A 19,219-nucleotide genomic window follows, 5' to 3' on the forward strand; every position below is an offset into this window, starting at 1 on the left:
GGGTAGAAGAAGTGATTTGATTAATCCAATCATTTTGAGTAGAATTCATTTTGTAGTCTCCTTGGTTTGTATTTGGATCCGGTCGCTGGCCAGCATCTGGGACCCATATACATCATACCAAGGAGTCTTTTTGTTTCTCAAACCTCGTATTTCTTCATAATAGGAATGCTGCCCGTTAGTTCAATAGAAAAGAGGAGCTACCACATAGGAAGCTCCTCCGCTATCGTTCTCCGTTAGACACAGAATCAACATTGCATCCTTTGTCCTCCATTCAGGACGATTCATAAACTTATCCCTAAAATACTCTATTGTTCCATATGTCAGCAGAAAATAAAGTATTAGATTTGATGTCTTTATTCCACGCGGCTTTTCGAATTGTCATACCAGCAGACTCCATAGAATAAGTTTTAGACTGACCCTAGAAATTGAAACAGCGACAGCCAAGGACGAGAAAACAAAGTCCTAGACTGTCGCTGTTTCATTGAACTAAAGTTCTCCGTTAGTATAACAATAAATCATCTTTGCAGTTCCCGAAGGAGTTAATGCACAATGAGGACTGGGCAACTTGATAGCTGTGAAACCTTGTGGCTGACACTTCCAAGCATCATTTCTTTTATGCCACTTAGCCCACGGCTTCCAATAATAATGAGTTGCTGCTCGGAATCCCTTGCATAATTTAATATTTCATGTGCAGGATCTCCCTTAAGATGAAGTGTTCCGGTTTAATCCCCGCAGATTCTAATTTGGATTTGGCTTGTTGCAACTGTTCCAAACTCGCTTTCTCCATTTCGTTCAATATTTCTTCCAAGAAATTCTCTGGTAAATATGTCATGCCATTCGATACGTATTCCTGGCTGACATTAACCAAGGTAACTTGAGTTTGTTTGTTTCGGGCTATTTCAACGGTTGCATCGAGGAGCCTGTTCGTTAATTCAGCTCAATTGCCACAATAATTTTGTCAAACATATTTATCGTCCTTTCCGTGGCAGCTCGCAACTATTTCGGCTACCTACAAAACGGTTTCTTGCTGCTCCTATACCGACTAAAAAGAGTAAGACCGAAGCGCCAAGCAGAATGAAAAGTGGCAGATTCCAACTATTTATCGCATCATGCAGAAATCCTATAAGGGCAGGACCGATTGCGGCAAGAAGATATCCGATCGATTGCGCCATGCCAGACAGTTCCGCTGCTTGATGCGCATTTTCAGTACGTAAACCGAAAAACATCATGGACAAACTAAAGGCGAAACCTCCACCAATTCCGAGTAGGATGATCCACAACAGAATGATATTGGAGTTTCCGTAAAGAAGTCCGAGCGTTCCCGTCAAAAGCAAAATGGTTGTGATGACCACTAACAAACGTTGACTAGACATGCGCCCGGCAATAACGGGAACAATAAAGGTAAATGGAAGCATCGCTAACTGCATGATCGAGAGGTACCATCCTGATTGGTTGGAGTCAATTCCTTGCTGCTTTAAAATTTCAGGCAACCATGCGATCAACACATAGAAAACCATAGACTGTATACCCATAAACAAGGTTACTTGCCAGGCAAGCGGGGATCGCCAAACATTCACATCGTTGCTGACCATCCTTTGACTCGTCGTGGCTGTTTGTTTTGTTTGATTTCTTAATTGGGGTAGCCAACAGAGGATCGATACAAAGCTTAGAATCCCCCATATTCCCAATGCTCCCTGCCATTTTAGACCTGCGTTCACGGCTAGCGGTACACTGATTCCCGATGCGATTGCTCCACATAAATTCATTGAAATGGAGTAAATACCTGTCATGGAGCCAATTTTATCTGGGAAATCCCTTTTGATTATACTTGGCAATAATACATTACATACGGCAATTGCGAATCCAAGAACTGCTGTCCCAATAAACAGATTAACTGCGCCAGATAATGAACGTATTACAATACCAGCAGTCAGAAAGATTAGGGCAATCAAAATGATACGCTCAACCCCATATCTTCGTCCTAATTTTGGTACTAGAGACGATAATAAAGCAAAGGCGAGCAAGGGTACCGTTGTGATCAGGCCTGCTAATGTATTTGAAATATGAACGTCATCCCTTATAAGACTCACTAAAGGACCGACTGAGGTTAAGGGAGTACGTAAATTAGCTGCAATAACAATAATGCCGAGAATGATCAGCCCTATAGAGGACGGTACGTTTTTTTGTTTATTCGGCATTCTTCATTTCTCCTTCCTGAATTCTTACGTATTATTTGCTTCATGCTGATTGAAAAAACTTTGATATAACATCCGCGCGAACAACAAAAGTATATTATAATATACTATTTTAAACAAGAAGTATTTTATAAAATGCTAAAATTCGTCTAAAAACAAAAATACAACTCTGAATTCCCATCATGGAATTCGGAGTTGTATTTAATAAGTGGATTTTTCGACTTTTAGAAACCATATTTTAAGGATATATGGAGCACTGTTTCGCTATTCGTACGATTGGTATAAGAGTGAGGACAATCTGCACGAAAACTGATCGTATCATATTGATTCAATGTGTAAATCTCTCCATTGACTTGAATTTCAATGGAACCAGTCATTACTGTCGCAATCTCAGTTGTATTCACATGATGACCTTCAGGGTGATACGAGCTATTCGGCTGTAAGTAAGCCCGACACATTTCAATATCGTTGCTTGCGTTTTTAAAGACTGGTTCAATGATCCAATTTTTTTGATCATTAGAAAACCGCAGTCCTTCGCCTGCTCGATACAAACTAACAGGGTCTTCTGATTTCAACAAAGCCAATAACGGTAAAGATATACCTTTTGAAATTTTCCATATAATCGCCAAAGTTGGATTTGTATCACCACGTTCGATATTCCCAAGAGTAAGTTTGCTTACACCCGTTAATTCCGCTAAGTCGTCTAAGCTCATGTTTTTTTCTTTTCTGTACTTTTTCAAGGCACCGCCGATTTGTAATACAAGTTGTTTTGATTCATCGATTTCATCCATTTGATATTCACCTCAACAAAAAACAATTATAGCTAGTATACGGTTTATCTAGCCTCTTTTCCATACAATTAGTATTGGATGGTGGACTACACTCCTATGCAAAATTCTGACGTCTATGTAACCAATCTGCCAGTTAGCTTAATGAAGCATCGTCAGTCTAACACTTTATTTTCTCAGTCTACAACTTTATTTACCTAGTCTAACACTTTATTTTTCAGTCTAATACTTTATTTTCTTTTGACACCATACAGCGGCGGTACTTGGCCCATCTCTATCCACTCCTTAAGTTCTTCCATATTCATTTTGTTTCACGCCGCCTTTTTCGCTCGAAGTAATCTGCTGCATTACTCGCATGATGAACTGTGACGTAATGTATTAACCAAAATCGCTTTCTTTTATTCGAACATTCATTCGTGTATATTTAATACATACCAATTAAGGAGAATAAATTATGAACTCAATTGATTTAATCCTTTTAAATTTCAACGAAGTACGAAGAAGAAGTATTAAGGTTTGGTCATCTATTCCCCAAGAAAAACTAAATTGGAAACCCGATGACGAAGCAATGACTTGTATAGAGATGATTAGGCATGTTCTAGAAAGTGAACATTATTACCATCTAGCTATCCAAAATCAAGGCAGTCTGGCAGTATTTAATTCTCCTTTCGAAAAACAACCTTTTTCCACTGTAAATGCAGAATTGAAATTTGCAGAACCATTTAGAAATCACTTCATAGAAACTATTAAGTCATTTTCTGAAGAAGATTTAACAAGTATTAAAATTGATCGTTCTGATTCAGGTTACATAAGACGTTTGGGTGACATGTTGCTAAGAGTCGCCTATCATGAATCAGTCCATACTGGCCAATTGCTGGATTACTTAAGAATGGCAAGGGTTCCAAGAGTACGAGTTTGGGATTAATTTATCTCACGGGTGTAATCACTTAGGTGATACGCCTTTTCTTTTTTTGTTACTACGCATTTTGGATCAACTACGTATTCATTCAGATACTTTGCGTAATATATTGTCAGCTGCTTCTAACCGTTTATCTTCGTCCTCGCTATTTGTAAAACTTCGGTTGAAGGGATCGAAGGCATGAGCAATCATTTCTAATTCAAATTCGGTGAAATATACCGACTTACCCGCCATCATATCACCGCCTATTCATAGAGATATCACCTTTTTTAATTCGTAAAACCCTTAGACTTTCGACTGTTTCCAACCTGTCGCCTTGAATTTTTTCGCGGCTGACGTTTTATTAACAGCTCCTACCTGTTCCCATTTGGTGCAAAAGGCGCACCATACAGTGAACTCACATGAGATGAATCCCATTGGTTTCGTATCTTCTTCCACCAGCCTCGCCTCCAGTCATGGTTAATTGATATTCATGATGTTACTTTGCGACACAACTCCAAGACTAAATCAAGAACTTGCCACATTTCCTGCTCAGTTAGCTTTTTATCGATACCATCAAATACCATTGGGTCGCGCTCCACGCCAGCAGCTTCCAGCGCATCGATAATTTCAGCTAACAATGCATTCTTGGTTCCTCGCATTTAGGTACACCTCGTATTCATTGAAATACATAAAAGCAGAATATTTTTTTACAGAAAGGGAAACTTATAAACGTAAAAAATTTGAACACAAGGAGAATTAGTGAATATGAAAAAGATTTACTCGTTGCTATTTGCCTTTACAATCCTTTCATCCGCACTGTGTATCCCTGCCTTCGCGGAACATTCAAATCAAGTAGATAGGATGACTACAGATAACAATCGCATGAACAGTTATGGAACAAACAACACAACCACTAATCAAATGAATGGCTATGGAGATGGCTATGGAGCAAATAACACGGGTATGAATGCAAACAACTATCGGACAAATGCAACAACAGACTATAGAAGAAATAATTGGGGCTGGCTTGGTTTGCTTGGCTTAACGGGCTTAATCGGATTAAGAAGCCGAGATCGGGAACGTACTTAAGCAAGAATAGATAATCGTTTTTCATGAACCCCTGCATTTATTGAGGGGTTCATTTCAGTGCAAAATAGCTTCGTTCAATTTTTCTGCTAATTTGAGGTGTTTCCAAGTGTTTTTGTGAAGTTCACCCTTACTCGTATTATTTCTATGTAGTTAAGCATATTAAGTCAGTTCAAAAAATTAATGAATCTAAAGGAGCAAATCAAATGGGAATTTTAAGCGGTAATCTAAAGGATGAACCAATGCACTACGGTGAAATATTTAGTGTTTGGCAGGCTTCAACTGTAGCAAAGGGCGCTGTATCCTGTTACCAAGCATACTTAAACCACGCTGGAGACAAAGACTTAAAAAAAATACTGGATATCAAGCAAAGATGGAGATTAAAGAATGTGATACATTGCTCACTGATAACGGTATTGCTTCCGTACCTATGATGCCTGAAAGACCTCCTGTTAAACTCGAAGACATCCCTGTGGGTGCAAGATTCTCTGATCCTGAAATTGCCACTAAAATTGCTGCTGACACATCATTTGGACTAGTTGCTTGTAGCCAAGTTATGGGTCAGTCTATTAGAGAAGATATTAGAGCATTATTTGCGAAATATCATCTTACTAAAACTGCACTAGGTGTTAGAATACTCGAACTGAGCAAAGAAAAAGGTTGGCTTATACCTCCTCCACTTCAAGTTAAGCGACCAGAGACTGCTAACGCATAAGAATAAGTTGCCAACCTGCCCAATGGTCAGGTTTTTTAATCCTCCTCATGTAATTACAAATTCCCTTTTCAAACTTCATTGATATTAATGTTACAAGTTTGCTACTCCCGTAATCTTCAATGTTCAACTTACCTGTATATTCCTTAAAGACCATTGGACATAATAACTCAGGAGGTGAGTGCCTATGAAATGCGCATATTGTGAAAATTTAAAGCTTATAAAAGGAAGAAAAAAGTTATGTTATATTTGTGCTATCATCAAACGTTAAGTGAATTACAATCTAATCCAGTGGTCCCGGACATTAAATACGGGTCCTATAGTAATTCAATATTCAGCCTGCATTCTTAACAGTTGGCCGTTTTAAATATCCTAGATTCAAAGCAATTTTCCTCATGGCTTCCATTTCTTCTTATGGATATCCCCAATGCGGACAATACAGGCCTCCATATCCGTTATTGTGGTTCGAATCATCGTCACCGAAGATATAGTCTCGGAAATCACTGACCAAACCCCACATCGCACCTCCATGGGAAAAGGCATATTTCTGAGCGCGAGTCTGTCCTTCTTTTCCCGGTTCCATCATCATCGGATCGCCGGTGTAATCGTCCGTGTACCATAAACGGCCGTTAGCCCAGTGAAACTCCGCATAACGATCATGCTTCTTTGAAAAGAGGAATCTGCGCCCTCGGCTGCCAATCTCTCGAATCAACTCGTTTATAAGATCAATTCGTTCGGGATGCTCAAATGATTCTGAACCCGGTAACGGTGTAGACTCACTGACTTTGCGAACTCGCACCCGTCTGCAAAGAATGAAATATCGCAGCAATCACTCGCCTCTAGCCATTCATCGTATTTTGCAGCGCCTGCTGATTTCGCCATTTTCAATTCGAAATATGCTTCATGATCGCCCCAAATACCAGCCGGGTAGCTTACCTCATACAACTTCATACCAAATCCTCCTCAAGTATTTGAATATTCACTGAATTACTTCGCTGGACGCATAACGCAGCCCATCGTTTTTTCACAATCAATCTTTGCCTGCCAAAGTAATTCGTAATTTCCTTTTTCGTTTGGCTTGAGTACCGTATGAATTTTCAATGTCTCTTCCAGAAGGTCAACTGTCCAAAACTTTTTTTGAGAATAATCAATTGGCAATCTCATGCACGCTCCCAATTCAATATGTTGCATCATCCTGCTATTTAATCACCCTTTTTATGTACTTGTTCCGCTTATACAATCTATAACAATCAGAATGGTCTCTGAATCTCTTTTTGGATTCCTTTAATATGCGTCAGATCAATTAGCCTTAGTTTTCGATAGGCTGCTGCCTGTGCCATTAAATTATAGCGAGCATCCTGCGTTAAGTTGGAATTATTAGCTTCAGACTCTGCCCACTATGCGAATTGAGCTAGAGTCAACTTTTGTTCATTTGTAAGATTTAATTTAGACACTTGCTACCTCCTATTAATTTCTGCCTTAATTACCGTGAATACTGGTGTCACACGACGTGTTGAAGACACTTTTCTTCCAGATGGAAGCGACATAATTGCAATTCCACCAGTAACCACAATGACAATCAACATAAATATAATCTTGCTCAACTCGTACATATAAAACGACCTCCTTCAATCTACTTTTATTGAATATTAGCATCTAATATTCAAACTGTAAATAAGGAAGTTTTTATAAACAAAAATAGCGAGCAAACCTAATCGGTCTACTCGCTATCATTATTCATTTTTCTATTGCATCACTTATTCCACGTTTAGCTAGTAACTCATTAGCATAAGCTTCTTCCCTCTTATTCAAATAGGTTCCGAGTTTACAATTTGCGGCAGCAGCTTCATTTTCAAGTGCTTCCCATTGTTGGTCCGTTAGATAAAAAGAAACTTGCTTCTTACGACTTTTATTCCCTATTTTTCTCCCTGCACCTTTACGAGCTCCACCTCGTTTTTTGCTTTGTTCTTGTTCTACTTCTTTAACATCTTTATTGTCTATTAACTTTTCCATCTCCACATATCCGCCTTTATGTAAGAATGATTGCACAAGTACAGTTCTATATCCGCCTACTATGTTTCTCTAACCAATGAGACAAGTTGTTTAAGGACATTTTTTTGTGCCACTAGAATAGCTGTGTCGAACAGTTCTTCCCAATGAACCTCCAACTCATAACCATTGACCTGCAAAAAGGTATATGTCACCACAACAGAAGTTCGTTTGTTACCATCATTAAAAGCATGTGCTGCAGCTATGCCTTCAAAATAAACAGCTGCTTTATAAAATAAACCAGGATACTGCTCTTCGCCAAAATACTCCGTAAACGGCTTTTCAGCGAGTAGCTCAAGATATCCTGGTTCTTTGATACCGGCGAGTCCACCGTATTTATGCAATTGTAAATCGTGAATCATATTAATCTGTGCGGCCGTTAATCCAATAATCATTAATTTTTCGCCAGCTTCGAGAGTGTTTTATCGTATTTTTCTGTCCCTTTTAGGGCCATCTTCATAATTACCTCATCTGCAGCGTGAATGATTTTAGGCGTTGTTTCTTTCTTATCAATCGCCATATCCTCATCCCTCTCTTTCATTACTTGACACCCCCTCATGGTCAGCATCACCTACATTTACACTTAGCATACGTGAGGGGATTGTTATTCGATCACTTGAAATGTCATTATTTTTGTTGACAATAGTTTATACCCTTTTGATTAAAGATTATAGTCAATAGATAGGTCAATTTCAATGGATTCTGCTTCAAAGGCCTTTACCTTACATATTCATGACTGCTACCAACCACGTAGTCAAAGGTATCGGATACCCCATAATAACGAGGGTGCTTGACCTTCACAATGGCAATTACAGACGGACCTTTGAGCGTATCTGAATAGTAATAAGGCGGTCCACTGTGATACACCTGAGGGAATACGCCGGACTCCACAAGTTCAAACCAAACGAGATCAAAATCATTTAGCCATATCCCTCCTGGAAGAGGCTTAAGCAGCCCATCTAACTTAAAAGAGGTTTGCATGGATTGGCGCAGTACCTTCTGTGCTTCCAAAGGATTAAACTTAATCGATCCCTTTTCCAGTTCCTCCTGCAGGATCTGCAGAGAAGCATCGTGTGTGGCCAGATCCATACCATCCTTCAGCTGCGCTTTCAATTTGGTTTGTAGAGCCTCATCGTGATTCCAAGAACTATAGATGAGAAATATAGGCGTCAATAGGAGCAGCATGATAACCCATTTCATGAACGATCCTCGATATGCTCACTCATAATTGAAATCGGATAATAGTAATCCCTTGGCTCATCACTTCCAAATAAATTAAAGATTTGTGTCGGTCCTTGGGGATATTGCAGCGTCACATTTAGCAACTCTCCACGAGGCGCAGCAATCGCCGTCCCGTTTAATTGGATCTTGTCTCGCTTGAAATAAGCATCCTCGAGCTGGTCGAGAATCTGTTCTTTAATCTCAGGCGTTAACCGTCCTTCCAGCGCTGCCAGGTGTGCGGCCTCATACGCTTTTTTCTGTAACACTTGATCCCGATATTGAATGGTTCGCTCGACGCTCGGCTGAAAGATAAAATAAAGAAAGAATGGAGATAACATGACAAATGCAATAACCGTCTTCATAAAAAATGCCGGCATATCTTTTTACAAGACATGCCGGCTTCCCTCCTTTCGATTTAAGGCAGTTTGGTAGGAACCGTTGTGTTTGTAGAAATGGCATGCGAGCGATCCTTCTGCGTTTTTGCATCACCAAATGTTCCATCATCAGCAAAAACGGTCAAGCTGATAAGGATAATGGTTGCTGCCAGTAGAATTACAGTTGCAATAGCATTTTGCATGTTGAGTAGTCTCCTCTAGCCCTCTTGGGCGATTATTTTAATTTAAAGCGCTCATTAAGATGTTCTTATAGGCGTTTGTGGCCACGTTAGTAAAATAAATAACGGATATGATAGCCATGAATACAACGGTATGTGCGCTATAACCATTGATCTTTAAACGCTGCTTACGGCGCTGTCTCCGGAAGTCAAGAAAGGTAATGTAATTCTTATCCAGTAAATCAACAGCCATTTCGGGATTCGACTCGTTAATCTTCTCTAACAAATCAGCGAGCGTCTTTGCTTCTTTTGTTCCCACACGCTGACCAAAGTCCTTGAATGCCTTTGCGCCATCTACGGGGTAGTCAAACAATAGGCGATCCAAGTCCGGACGTAGTGCCTTCGTGAAAGAGCTAAACTCCGTAAGCTTCGAAAATACGCTCTGATAGTGATCATTTTGCTCGGCCTGATAATCATTAGAAAGCAGCATATAAAGATCGATGATCTCATCGTTCTTCTGTTTCTGCTTTTCCTTACCGGCCATGACTAAAAATAATTTACCAGGTGCGAAGGACTTCCCTGTTAGTGAAAGCATGTAAAACATGCTGGTCATTAACACGCCTCTTAGTGGGTATTGTTGAACGATTAGGAAATAACTATGCAGCGCAATAATACTCGTTATAAAGAGCAGATCCCGATAAAACTTGTATTGCCACGCTGAACCTTTCATTTTAAAACCTGCGAAAGAGAGTGCGGCATCTAGATCCGTATCTTGGTATAACTGAGAAATGCGGCCCTGTTGCCCTTTAAAGAAATTGAAAAACTGTTTCACCAAATGTGGCGGACTTCGTCGCCGGATATACAGCAGCTCACGCATGAAAAGTATGAATGAGCCTAGGCCAAGTAAATATAAGCTAATCTTTCCCAAATGAATGAGCATCGTTTACACCTCAATTTTAGGCTTAGACAAGATTAAAGAAGTCACTAAGCCAACCACAACAAAAATGATACAAATGATTAAAGCCTGCAGCGTCTTTGGATCATCAAACAAAACGCGAAAGATCGCTCCTTCAAACATCGCATTAATGCCAAAGATGGAGGCAGGGACCAAGAACAAGGGGAAGTAACCCATAATAATGGAATCCATATTCTCTGATTTCTCCGCTTCCACAATCCGCTTTGATTCCAGCATATCGCCATGCACTCGCTCTAAAGCTCTGCCGATATCCCTATTTTCTTTAGCAGCCTTTATAAACAGAATACCAAGCTGCCTAGACCAACTATTCGATATTTGATAGGAAAACAGTTCAACGCCCTCACGGATCGCGGTCTTACCTTGTAGCTGTAAAATCGTCACTAGCGTACTGAACGCTCGTTTCATCGTTCCCTGCAGCTCGTCCGCTGTCGCATAAAGTGCCTGATAGAGATCCCCTTAAACCAAGCGCCCTCCGATTCCACCAGGATGTTAGCTCACCGCCATTTAATCCGATCAATAGAATCACATAAACAATCACGAGCACACCTGCGCTTAGACCTATAAACTGACTAACCGAGTTTCGTTGAAACGTCTTGCTCGTCGCCCGAAGCAAAAGCTCTAAATGAGAATAGGTTTTTGTTTCTTCAGCTGATTTTTTCATTTTCGGCGTATTCATGTAAAAAGGAATATGCCAGGTTCGGAAAAAATGTTTACTAATCGCGGCTACAAGGCCAAACGTGCAGTCTGCATAAAACAACATGATGGCAGCCTTTATCATCAGCTCGACGGATAGATCTAGCCTGCTCATCATGCACTTTGTTCCTCTTCATCTTGATTACCGAGCGCCTTTTCAACGTTAGAGCCTATCATTGGATGTTCAGCCGCTAAACGCTTTAAGGTGGATAAGGCTTGCTCCGCAAATTCCGGCGCGGTTTCTTTCAATTTTCTTATGCTGTCATTCGATAGATCGTTGCAATAGGCCCATTTTTCTTGCTCCGGTTCCCAGCGCATGATATCATGGCAGCTTACCTCAAAGGTGTATGGATCTAGCCTGATTTCCGTCACGCGAATCAGTAGCTTTGAACCGTCATCGCATTCTTTCATCACGAAAGCGATATGGAGGTTTTCCGCCACGCGAATGAGCTCCTCTTGATATTGGCGATTGGGGAAGCGCTGCAGAATGATACGGGCAAGCTGACCAGGTAGATTGGCTACTCGTTCGGTGTGATAGCTGGTCATCGAACCGCCTTTTCCACGTTCACAGGATAGGAGGAATAATTCACCTTCGATACTGCGCGTCTCTCCAACAATGACAAAACTATAATCAGAGCGTAGAACGATATCAAATACCGTTTCGTACTCCTCATCCGTTTTCACCACAATCTCGACGAGCTGATCACTCTCGTGAATATCACTGAGCTTTAGTTCCGAATGACCGCGCTCAATGGTTACGGCGACTCGTCCCTCTCTACGCCTCTCTGCGTAAATGGCCTTAATCAAGGTGCTCTTACCGGATCGAACTTCACCGGAGATAACCAAGTTAAGCAGCGATTGTGAGATCCCCCGAAGAATAGGAAGAGCTTCAGCCGGTATGGTTCCTCCACCCACCAAATCCTCTAATGTCGGCGCACGCATCGTGTAGTTACGGAAAATGATCGTCGGCCGACGAACGAGGGGAGGAATCATGATTGTGACCCTTGTCCCGTCCTCTAAATCCAGCTCAAGCTTTGGATTGTATTTGTTAATATGAGAAAACTCATCTTTCATCCGAATTTTCTCGATGATGTTCTCGATCACTTCTTCTTCCGACTCATAACCAAACGGCTGCAATGCTGGTTCCCCAGGGATATCAAAGAAAATTTTGCGACCCATAATCCGTGCGGACTGTGATTTCGGATACTTCGGATGTTTCTTCCAAACCGAAATGGGACCTAGACCAAAGGTTTGTTGAAACACGGCTTCCACGAGAGATTCATAATAGCTAGGCTGCTGCACCTGTTGCAGCTGATGTTTACGGATAAATTCTTCAATCTCACCCATAAATAGCTGCACCGCTTCCGGTTTACCGACTACGGCATCATGTTGCAGGGCTTGCCACTTTTTCATGTCTTTATCGGAGCGTTTTTCATTTTTTTCCCTAAAGTCATTTCGAACCAATGTACAGAGCTCTTTGAACTGATCACTAAGCGCATGATTGCCTGTTTTTTTGTTCGCAGGCTGTGTGATCATTTTCTCTTGCCCATCTAGTTCTGCAACATGAAAATCTCTCTTGCGCCATTCACTCAACTGCTCTCCTCCTAAGAAGATTCCCCATTTTTTACGTTTTGACATTTCCTCACGGAATGACCATTTAAACCGAGATTGCAACAAATCGACGAAAAGGTTCAGCTGCTCTTTATATTTAGGATGCTCAGCTGTCGTTAGCAAGCGCCGCTCCAGCTCGCACAGCATACCTTCGTCCTTCAGATCGGGTAACCAATCAAGAAGGGGAATGGCCAAACTCCGCTCATTCTCTCTCGTGTCACCCCATTGTTTGGACCATTTATTGATTAGCAGCATAAACGAGAGGGATTGTTCCTGGCTGACCATACGAACCAGGGGAACATAACGCAGCCACATTTCTTGCGCAGCTGGCTGCTGCGTAGTTACGACCACTCGCATATCCGCATGCAGCAAAGCCTGTAGGCAAAGATTATTGTCTGGATTTGAGCCTGCATCGAGGAGGACGACATCGAATGCCTCTCTTGCGCAGGCGATTACATGGGCAACGGCCTCTGAGGAATATCGATAACGTTTGGTCGGATCGGTATTACCAGCCAAATAGGAAAAGTGCTTGGTCTTATGCATATGAGCGACGAGTTCTGCAGGCGTCAATATGCTTCCGTCTTGAATTTGAGTGTAAAGATCATTCAAATAACTGCCTGTATACGTGAGAAAGGCATCGCCTGGGGTAAAGGCATTTAATCCGATAACAGCGACTTTCTGATCCATCCTTCTGCCAATTTCACTGGCGAGCGATAGGGTAGCTGCCGTTAATCCGGTCTGTCCTCTCGTGCCGATAAGTGCGATTACTTGCCCACCTGTTTTGACAACGGATGCACCGCCCATATAGTGATGCTGCACATGCGCGACAATTTGCTCCACCGTTCGCTTAGGTCGGCAAACGCCAATCCCATGACGCTGACAAACGAGCGCCGTATTTTCGGTGATGGAGGGCTCTGTCGTATAGCTCATCAGATAGACCAGCTCTGCGCTTCCTTGAAAGAGCTCTTTTAGACTCTCCAGCTCATGTGGCTGCACCAAACGATCTGATATTAAAATCAGTTTGCAGGTCTTTAGCGTATCCATGATGAGTGCCATATCGTTTGTTTCTTGGGTACTAAATACCCCTTCCGTCTGTGAAGCCTGGCGCAGCTGGCGACATAGTTCTTGATCACTTCCTATGAATCCAATGTTCATGATCCGTACCCCACAATAAATTGATATCCGCTTGCTGCCTTCTCCGATAACAGCTTAAGCTGATCCGGTGTCAGTTCAAGCTCAAGCTTGCGGCCCCTTACAGTAGCATCTACCCGTACATTTGGATTTTTGGTGCCTTCTGCATCTTTAACCTCATTCGAACTGGCATCCTTGTAGTAAGCAACCACAATGCCCTCAGCCACTTTTTCCGCCTCTGTTAACAGCTGGCTTATACTTCCCGATTCTGGATTTACCAGCTCTTTATCTGTAGGAACAGCAAAGATTGTAATGCGATCAAGCCTGCGCAGGCTACCAGGCACGGATAAAATCCAATCCTCCGGCAATTCCACAACCGTTGCTCCTGGGACACGGAGCAAGGATGTTTTGTCCACGCGATTCACTGTCATTTGATCCCCTGCCTCGATGAGCTGCAAGGCTTCTTGGCCAATGAGCTGATGTGCATCGTCAGCCGGTATGGCACCGGAGATCACATAATTTTCTTTAATCCGAACGACCAATAAATCGTCTTTGGTAATCTCGGCATGTGGCAATAATTGTCTTGCTGCCACGACCACATCTTTTGTATCGACAAGTACCGTCCAACGCGTATCTAGCGTGTATAACAAGACTAGTGCAGCTGTCATGCCAAACACATAAAGCATCAATCGATTTAACTTCTTAAAACTAAATTTCATGTTTTCTCTACCATCCTTTTTAAGATGATTTCACTTTAAACCATTGCAAGCGCAGCTGCGCAATAGGCACCTCTGATCCGTGCCAATAAATTTCCTCTGGCAGCTGTGCAAGCATTTGTTCAAAAACTTCTTCATCCGCTTGCCTGTCCGCAGTCTTTTCCTTCGGGATAAACGAGATCACGCGCTGACAAGCTTCTTCTAGCGTCATGATTTGACTAAGCTTCTTGAGCTCATGCAGCGCTAATAGATCCTGCGCCGTGAGCTGCCTTCGATTGTTCTCTATTCGTTCAAATACATAACCCGACTGTTCCATAATCGGCAGCCAACGACGCAAGCTGCTCTCCGCCATTTGTAATTGTTTAGCTGCTTCTTTCATCGCGATTTCATTCAACTAGGGTTACTCCCTCCCTACTCCGGATCTACATGCCAGGCTTATTGGTGGCGAACGTTTGGTGTTTATGAGCGCTGCACTTTCTGTCTCACTCTTGCAAAAAGACCGCTCACTGATCGCTGAAAAGAGCAGCATGCGTGGCGTAAACCTCATTCAAAAACCTCCTTCTGTTACCTCTTCTTTAGGCGTGGCACTATTTATCTATTTCAAGCATAACAGTCATTTCAAAGGCCGAAGTTCGCAATTCGTAAGCAAAAAGTATGATTATTTTTCATGGTTATCCACAGTTCTATCCACCGTTCATTAAACGATCACCCCGATGATGTACTGATCAATAAATAAGAAGGTAAAAATCATTAAGAAAAGGAGCACCAAGCCACCTGAGATAAAAGTCGGCGCTAACCTCTTTTGTACGATGAAACGAATAAAAAAGAAAAAGCCTATAAGACTCAATACCAATAAAACAAGCGTAAAGACAATATCCATAAAGAAGCTCCTTTTCATAACAAAGCCGCTCCCTGTGAGGGAACGGCCATTGTGTTTTATTTATAAAATTGTGCTAATACATTAATGAGATCCTCCGGATGCAGCGTAAATATATTCTCCTATTAAGCAGTTTATAACACTTACTATAAAATGCTACCTACCCGCATTAATCGCTGCAGTCTCAACCCAATTTGTGAATTGATTGTATCCATCATTAGTAGTCCAATCATATTGAGGAAAAATCGATGAAAACTTTCCTTCAGTCTGATAACCTAGATCATGTTTTACATCGCTTTTCCAAAGCCAATCAATATACTTCCATTCACTATTTTCGTATTCCCACAAGTGTATTTTTTCATCGTTTATCCTAAAATAAAAATACTCTAGAGGATTGGGACCCTGTTTATATGTCTTTTGATACTTATCTGTAATACTGTTAATATGTATTGTTAAAAGCCCATTGTTTTTTTTAAAACTTTCTAAAATTTCGTATCTGACCCAAGGTCTCGAATATGTCAGTGAACCTGCTAAAATTGCTGTAACGGAGGTATTATTGAGTCCTGAGTTAATAAGTCGCTTAATAGCAATGGGACTGTCTTTTTTCACTTCCTCCCACAAAGAAGCATCAAAAAAAACAATATCAGATGATTTACGCTTTGTTATCCAGCTATTTCTTACTGTATTTGCTCTAAATGTAGCTACATCCTCGTAGTGAAACGCGAAATAAACCCTTCTTGCCAAGTATTTAGCCTCCTTAAACTGATTCTAGTTTTTTGATAATCACAAGTATAAGTTCTATAAGCTGTTTATTATCTAATACTTCATTTTCCAATTTTTCATATAATGGAAATAACGATTTATCATGAACATATAAATCGAAATTTTCTTTCACTTTTCCCCAAAGTTCTTTTGTAGTATAGCCAGTTGTTGCAATGGGAATTGGTATCACATTATTTTCAAAAGCAATGTTAAATTCCTCTACCATACCACTTGCTGGTACTGTTTCTCCACTAATATGATCCTTTTTATTACCGAAAATAAAAATTGCGATCCCAACCTTTGAGATCATATCATTTCTGTAACGAGTCCATAGTTCTTTACTGTTATTGGATTGTGGAAATGGTCTTGCAAGAAGCCTATCTTCTACAATACCATGAGGATTTCTGTAAATCTCCTCTAAAGCTCCAGACATCAAGGAACTACCAATTCCTAGCCCAAATCCTGTAACTATGTTATAACCATGCTGTATAAGCACTTTGCCAAGCTCATTTGCAAAATTAAATGCTCTTTCTTCACCCCAAAGGCCATACTCGTGAGCACTACCAGACACAAAAACATTTGTTCTTAAAACGATTCCTGCTAGAATTCTCAGAATTTCAGTTATTTCTTCGTACTCGTCAACAAGTACTACATGTATTCTATATCTTCTTAAATCTTTTATACGCAATTCCTGTAACACACTTGCATGTTGATATTTTTCATCGTTAGTAAACTGAGACTTTGCTACTTTACGCATGAAACAGTAGTGATCCCTTTGATTCTCCCCTAAAAGTATTCGAACTCGACTTAGTATGTACTGTAAGTTCGGATCATCAAAACTAAATCCTATAAACAGAAAAGTCTTAGAAATCAAATCACCTTGTAATGCAATTGTGAATGGCTGCCGTATTTGATTATATCCTTCATAATCATCCCTCGTAATAACTGCATCATTAGGGAAAGATTTGTCTCCATGCATCTTATAAACAGTAGCATGTCGATTAGGAAGAGTTAGTGCTAAATTTTCTTTGGTTATCTTAACATCTATTCGTCTACCTTGTTGTCTTAAACAATCCTCAATCAAAGAGTCATAATTAGTTGTCCAATACGTTTGAATTGGTAAATTAGCTAGAATATTATGATTATCTGTCGCGACACCTTCCCTTGTGAACTCCTCCATAATGATTCGGTTAAGTTTGCTTCTACCTCTTTCATTTACATGATATTGAGCTAATGAAATCAAATCACTTTCAGCATCAATGTCTAAAGAAAGATCTTCCGCTATTTCTAACAATAATTCCTTCCAATTCACAAAACCTGCTGGCTTAGATAGTCCTGCTCCAGCAAAAACAGCAGCATTTGATTCAATAATTGCCTTTGAATAGGAGCGAATGAAATCTCTAGTATCTGCACGCATAATTCTATCACCCCGGACTTATTTTCTGATTAAGCCATTGTGAAAAAGTAACAGAACTGCTTGCAGAACTATGTACGTAAAGAGATTGCCCAGTTTTCACAACATAATTATACAAACCTAAATATTCCTGACCTTCAAAGGTATCTGGTGAATTAATCTTAGAAGCTAATGGTATTACACCAACTCTTCCTTTAAGAGCATCAAAAAAACCTAATTCCCATGGCATCCAAATTGAACTTGAAGAATTTTCTGAGGTTGCAAACAGTAAACACTTACTTTGTTTCATTCTAATACGAAGAGTATTAGCAGTCTGAGGTGTTACTTTTGAACGATTCAATTGTGGATCATCTTTCCAATCTAAATATACTGAGTACCCTAAACCCTCAATAAAATAACATAATCCTAAAATAACTTCTGAATCGTTGTAAGCATGAGACAAAAACACATCATAATTTTGAAAAACACTAAAATTATTAAATGATTTTTTTATTGTTTGTTGAGCTGTCTCATATATTGGTTTTTTGCTTCTTGCTAATAATCTAAGTTCTTGCTCATTTAATAACGACATTTCATACTTCCCCCAATCAACAATAGTAGATTAATATTATGGAGATTTTTTATTTTGCAAAACATAAAAAGTTATCGTTAAAACTAACGCTACTACGGCGAGATTTGCAGGCATTTTTGTGTAATCATTTGTAGTATTAATATAGTAAGCTAAACCTATTCCCACTAAGACTATTATGGTAATTAAAAAGGAAGGCTTTGACAGTATTGCTAGAACTTTTTTCAACTTTAAATTATCTTCATTTTCTGTTTTCTCACTCTGACAAGCTTCTAAGGCAATCTTAATATTTTGAATTGTATTCGAGTGAGATAGTAATATCTCTGTGTTATCATTATTGTTTAAACTTAAAAACAATGAGGATAGATGTGCTTTTTTAATGCATTGAATTAATTCAATAACTAAATTTTTATTTCCATTTTTGAGTAAGGAGATCAAATTCTCATTTAACAATTTCCTTATATCTACAATGAGATTAATATTTATAATCGATTCGTTATTGAAAAATAAATTTTTAGAGTTTTTTTCAAGTTCATGTAAATACTTTAAAACTCTTCTATTAACTATCCATATTAGATATCTGTTTTTTTCACTCTCTATATATTTTCCTAAAGTACCGAAATAAATATATAGCTTTTCGTTCAACCTCTTATCTGATATGGTGTCTCTTTCTGAGGATACAAGTAATACAAACGATAAAATGATACAAAGCATTGTCAAAAAGAAAGCTGAAACTGAATTTCCTGTATTAATGAATAGATAAATTAAAGATAAAATACTGAAAATTAAACTACCAGCTAAGAATACAAAACTACATAACAAATATAGAATACTTCTAGTAATTCCTGATTCTAGAGCTATCTCTTCTTTTGTTGAAAGAATCATCTCTCTGTAGTACCCTTCGTTTGCTATCATATAAATTTACACTCCAATTAGATTGTTTACTTAAATATATTTATTTAGAAC

The 19,219-nt window shown here is 39.8% G+C and carries 26 protein-coding genes and 1 pseudogene; 3 read left to right on the forward strand and 24 right to left on the reverse strand.

The features are described from left to right. Positions 1–539: 539 nt before the first annotated feature. The 3 genes from A7975_RS35135 to A7975_RS27015 form a co-directional block, all read right to left on the reverse strand. Positions 540–683 carry a universal stress protein gene (locus A7975_RS35135; RefSeq protein WP_082198523.1) on the reverse strand — a complete coding sequence of 48 codons (144 nt, stop codon included), beginning with the start codon at positions 681–683 and terminating at the stop codon, positions 540–542. A 285-nt stretch (positions 684–968) separates the two neighbouring features. Next, on the reverse strand, positions 969–2,198 hold the full coding sequence (locus tag A7975_RS27010) for a CynX/NimT family MFS transporter (RefSeq protein WP_065387195.1): 1,230 nt from the start codon (positions 2,196–2,198) through the stop codon (positions 969–971). 221 nt (positions 2,199–2,419) lie between these two features. Then, entirely contained in the window at positions 2,420–2,986 is a 567-nt protein-coding gene (locus tag A7975_RS27015; protein WP_065387196.1) for a helix-turn-helix domain-containing protein, read from the reverse strand. 451 nt (positions 2,987–3,437) lie between these two features. Here A7975_RS27015 and A7975_RS27020 point away from each other — a divergent pair, with 451 nt between their 5' ends. After that, positions 3,438–3,908 carry a DinB family protein gene (locus tag A7975_RS27020; protein ID WP_065387197.1) on the forward strand — a complete coding sequence of 157 codons (471 nt, stop codon included), beginning with the start codon at positions 3,438–3,440 and terminating at the stop codon, positions 3,906–3,908. Between the two features lie 78 nt (positions 3,909–3,986). On the opposite strand, the gene A7975_RS34350 is transcribed toward A7975_RS27020, so the two are convergent. Continuing rightward, positions 3,987–4,139: a hypothetical protein gene (locus A7975_RS34350; protein WP_176707824.1), complete on the reverse strand. Its 153-nt coding sequence runs from the start codon at positions 4,137–4,139 to the stop codon at positions 3,987–3,989. A 233-nt stretch (positions 4,140–4,372) separates the two neighbouring features. After that, positions 4,373–4,543: a hypothetical protein gene (locus A7975_RS34355; RefSeq protein WP_176707825.1), complete on the reverse strand. Its 171-nt coding sequence runs from the start codon at positions 4,541–4,543 to the stop codon at positions 4,373–4,375. Between the two features lie 106 nt (positions 4,544–4,649). On the opposite strand from A7975_RS34355, the gene A7975_RS27025 reads away from it, so the two are divergent. Together A7975_RS27025 and A7975_RS27030 are read left to right on the forward strand one after the other, a co-directional pair. Continuing rightward, positions 4,650–4,973 (forward strand): WGxxGxxG family protein, encoded by a 324-nt coding sequence (locus A7975_RS27025; protein ID WP_065387198.1) that lies wholly within the window; start codon positions 4,650–4,652, stop codon positions 4,971–4,973. 203 nt (positions 4,974–5,176) lie between these two features. After that, a pseudogene (locus tag A7975_RS27030) lies at positions 5,177–5,685 on the forward strand (DUF3231 family protein). 714 nt (positions 5,686–6,399) lie between these two features. Here A7975_RS27030 and A7975_RS34360 read toward each other — a convergent pair. The 19 genes from A7975_RS34360 to A7975_RS27115 all read right to left on the reverse strand — a co-directional run bounded on the left by A7975_RS34360 (position 6,400) and on the right by A7975_RS27115 (position 19,168). After that, entirely contained in the window at positions 6,400–6,633 is a 234-nt protein-coding gene (locus A7975_RS34360; RefSeq protein ID WP_065387199.1) for a hypothetical protein, read from the reverse strand. A gap of 36 nt (positions 6,634–6,669) precedes the next feature. Continuing rightward, positions 6,670–6,876: a hypothetical protein gene (locus tag A7975_RS33825; RefSeq protein WP_141680431.1), complete on the reverse strand. Its 207-nt coding sequence runs from the start codon at positions 6,874–6,876 to the stop codon at positions 6,670–6,672. A 263-nt stretch (positions 6,877–7,139) separates the two neighbouring features. Continuing rightward, on the reverse strand, positions 7,140–7,295 hold the full coding sequence (locus A7975_RS34365; protein ID WP_176707826.1) for a hypothetical protein: 156 nt from the start codon (positions 7,293–7,295) through the stop codon (positions 7,140–7,142). Between the two features lie 124 nt (positions 7,296–7,419). Then, positions 7,420–7,695 carry a hypothetical protein gene (locus tag A7975_RS27040; RefSeq protein ID WP_065387200.1) on the reverse strand — a complete coding sequence of 92 codons (276 nt, stop codon included), beginning with the start codon at positions 7,693–7,695 and terminating at the stop codon, positions 7,420–7,422. Positions 7,696–7,754: 59 nt separating this feature from the next. Beyond that, complete coding sequence (locus tag A7975_RS27045) at positions 7,755–8,126, reverse strand: type II toxin-antitoxin system death-on-curing family toxin (protein ID WP_255314588.1); 372 nt, start codon at positions 8,124–8,126, stop codon at positions 7,755–7,757. After that, positions 8,126–8,272 (reverse strand): hypothetical protein, encoded by a 147-nt coding sequence (locus tag A7975_RS34370; RefSeq protein ID WP_176707827.1) that lies wholly within the window; start codon positions 8,270–8,272, stop codon positions 8,126–8,128. Before A7975_RS34370 ends, A7975_RS27045 begins: the two co-directional genes overlap by 1 nt. A 176-nt stretch (positions 8,273–8,448) precedes the next feature. Further along, positions 8,449–8,931 carry a hypothetical protein gene (locus A7975_RS27050; RefSeq protein ID WP_065387201.1) on the reverse strand — a complete coding sequence of 161 codons (483 nt, stop codon included), beginning with the start codon at positions 8,929–8,931 and terminating at the stop codon, positions 8,449–8,451. Next, complete coding sequence (locus A7975_RS27055; RefSeq protein WP_141680432.1) at positions 8,928–9,314, reverse strand: hypothetical protein; 387 nt, start codon at positions 9,312–9,314, stop codon at positions 8,928–8,930. The genes A7975_RS27050 and A7975_RS27055 overlap by 4 nt, the downstream gene beginning before the upstream one ends. 53 nt (positions 9,315–9,367) lie before the next feature. Then, entirely contained in the window at positions 9,368–9,529 is a 162-nt protein-coding gene (locus A7975_RS34375; protein ID WP_176707828.1) for a hypothetical protein, read from the reverse strand. A gap of 37 nt (positions 9,530–9,566) precedes the next feature. Beyond that, a complete protein-coding gene (locus A7975_RS27060) occupies positions 9,567–10,445 on the reverse strand; it encodes a hypothetical protein (protein ID WP_065387203.1) in 879 nt (292 codons plus the stop codon). Between the two features lie 3 nt (positions 10,446–10,448). After that, a complete protein-coding gene (locus A7975_RS27065) occupies positions 10,449–10,886 on the reverse strand; it encodes a hypothetical protein (RefSeq protein WP_141680433.1) in 438 nt (145 codons plus the stop codon). Further along, complete coding sequence (locus tag A7975_RS27070) at positions 10,837–11,292, reverse strand: hypothetical protein (protein WP_065387205.1); 456 nt, start codon at positions 11,290–11,292, stop codon at positions 10,837–10,839. Before A7975_RS27070 ends, A7975_RS27065 begins: the two co-directional genes overlap by 50 nt. Beyond that, the gene (locus A7975_RS27075) at positions 11,289–13,940 is read right to left on the reverse strand and encodes an ATPase, T2SS/T4P/T4SS family (RefSeq protein ID WP_065387206.1); all 2,652 of its coding nucleotides are present in this window, start codon (positions 13,938–13,940) and stop codon (positions 11,289–11,291) included. The genes A7975_RS27070 and A7975_RS27075 overlap by 4 nt, the downstream gene beginning before the upstream one ends. Then, on the reverse strand, positions 13,937–14,635 hold the full coding sequence (locus tag A7975_RS27080; protein WP_065387207.1) for an SAF domain-containing protein: 699 nt from the start codon (positions 14,633–14,635) through the stop codon (positions 13,937–13,939). Before A7975_RS27080 ends, A7975_RS27075 begins: the two co-directional genes overlap by 4 nt. A gap of 19 nt (positions 14,636–14,654) precedes the next feature. After that, positions 14,655–15,026 carry a MerR family transcriptional regulator gene (locus A7975_RS27085; RefSeq protein ID WP_065387208.1) on the reverse strand — a complete coding sequence of 124 codons (372 nt, stop codon included), beginning with the start codon at positions 15,024–15,026 and terminating at the stop codon, positions 14,655–14,657. Positions 15,027–15,665: 639 nt separating this feature from the next. Next, positions 15,666–16,253, reverse strand: coding sequence for a TIR domain-containing protein (locus A7975_RS27100; protein ID WP_065387211.1), 588 nt, complete (start codon positions 16,251–16,253; stop codon positions 15,666–15,668). A 13-nt stretch (positions 16,254–16,266) separates the two neighbouring features. Continuing rightward, positions 16,267–17,688 (reverse strand): SIR2 family protein, encoded by a 1,422-nt coding sequence (locus A7975_RS27105; RefSeq protein WP_065387212.1) that lies wholly within the window; start codon positions 17,686–17,688, stop codon positions 16,267–16,269. Between the two features lie 7 nt (positions 17,689–17,695). Next, positions 17,696–18,256: a toll/interleukin-1 receptor domain-containing protein gene (locus A7975_RS27110; protein WP_255314589.1), complete on the reverse strand. Its 561-nt coding sequence runs from the start codon at positions 18,254–18,256 to the stop codon at positions 17,696–17,698. A 36-nt stretch (positions 18,257–18,292) separates the two neighbouring features. Further along, positions 18,293–19,168, reverse strand: a complete 876-nt coding sequence (locus A7975_RS27115) for a hypothetical protein (protein ID WP_065387213.1) — start codon at positions 19,166–19,168, stop codon at positions 18,293–18,295. Positions 19,169–19,219: the final 51 nt, after the last annotated feature.

This window comes from Bacillus sp. FJAT-26390 (assembly GCF_001682865.1).
Classification (GTDB): domain Bacteria; phylum Bacillota; class Bacilli; order Paenibacillales; family Paenibacillaceae; genus Pristimantibacillus.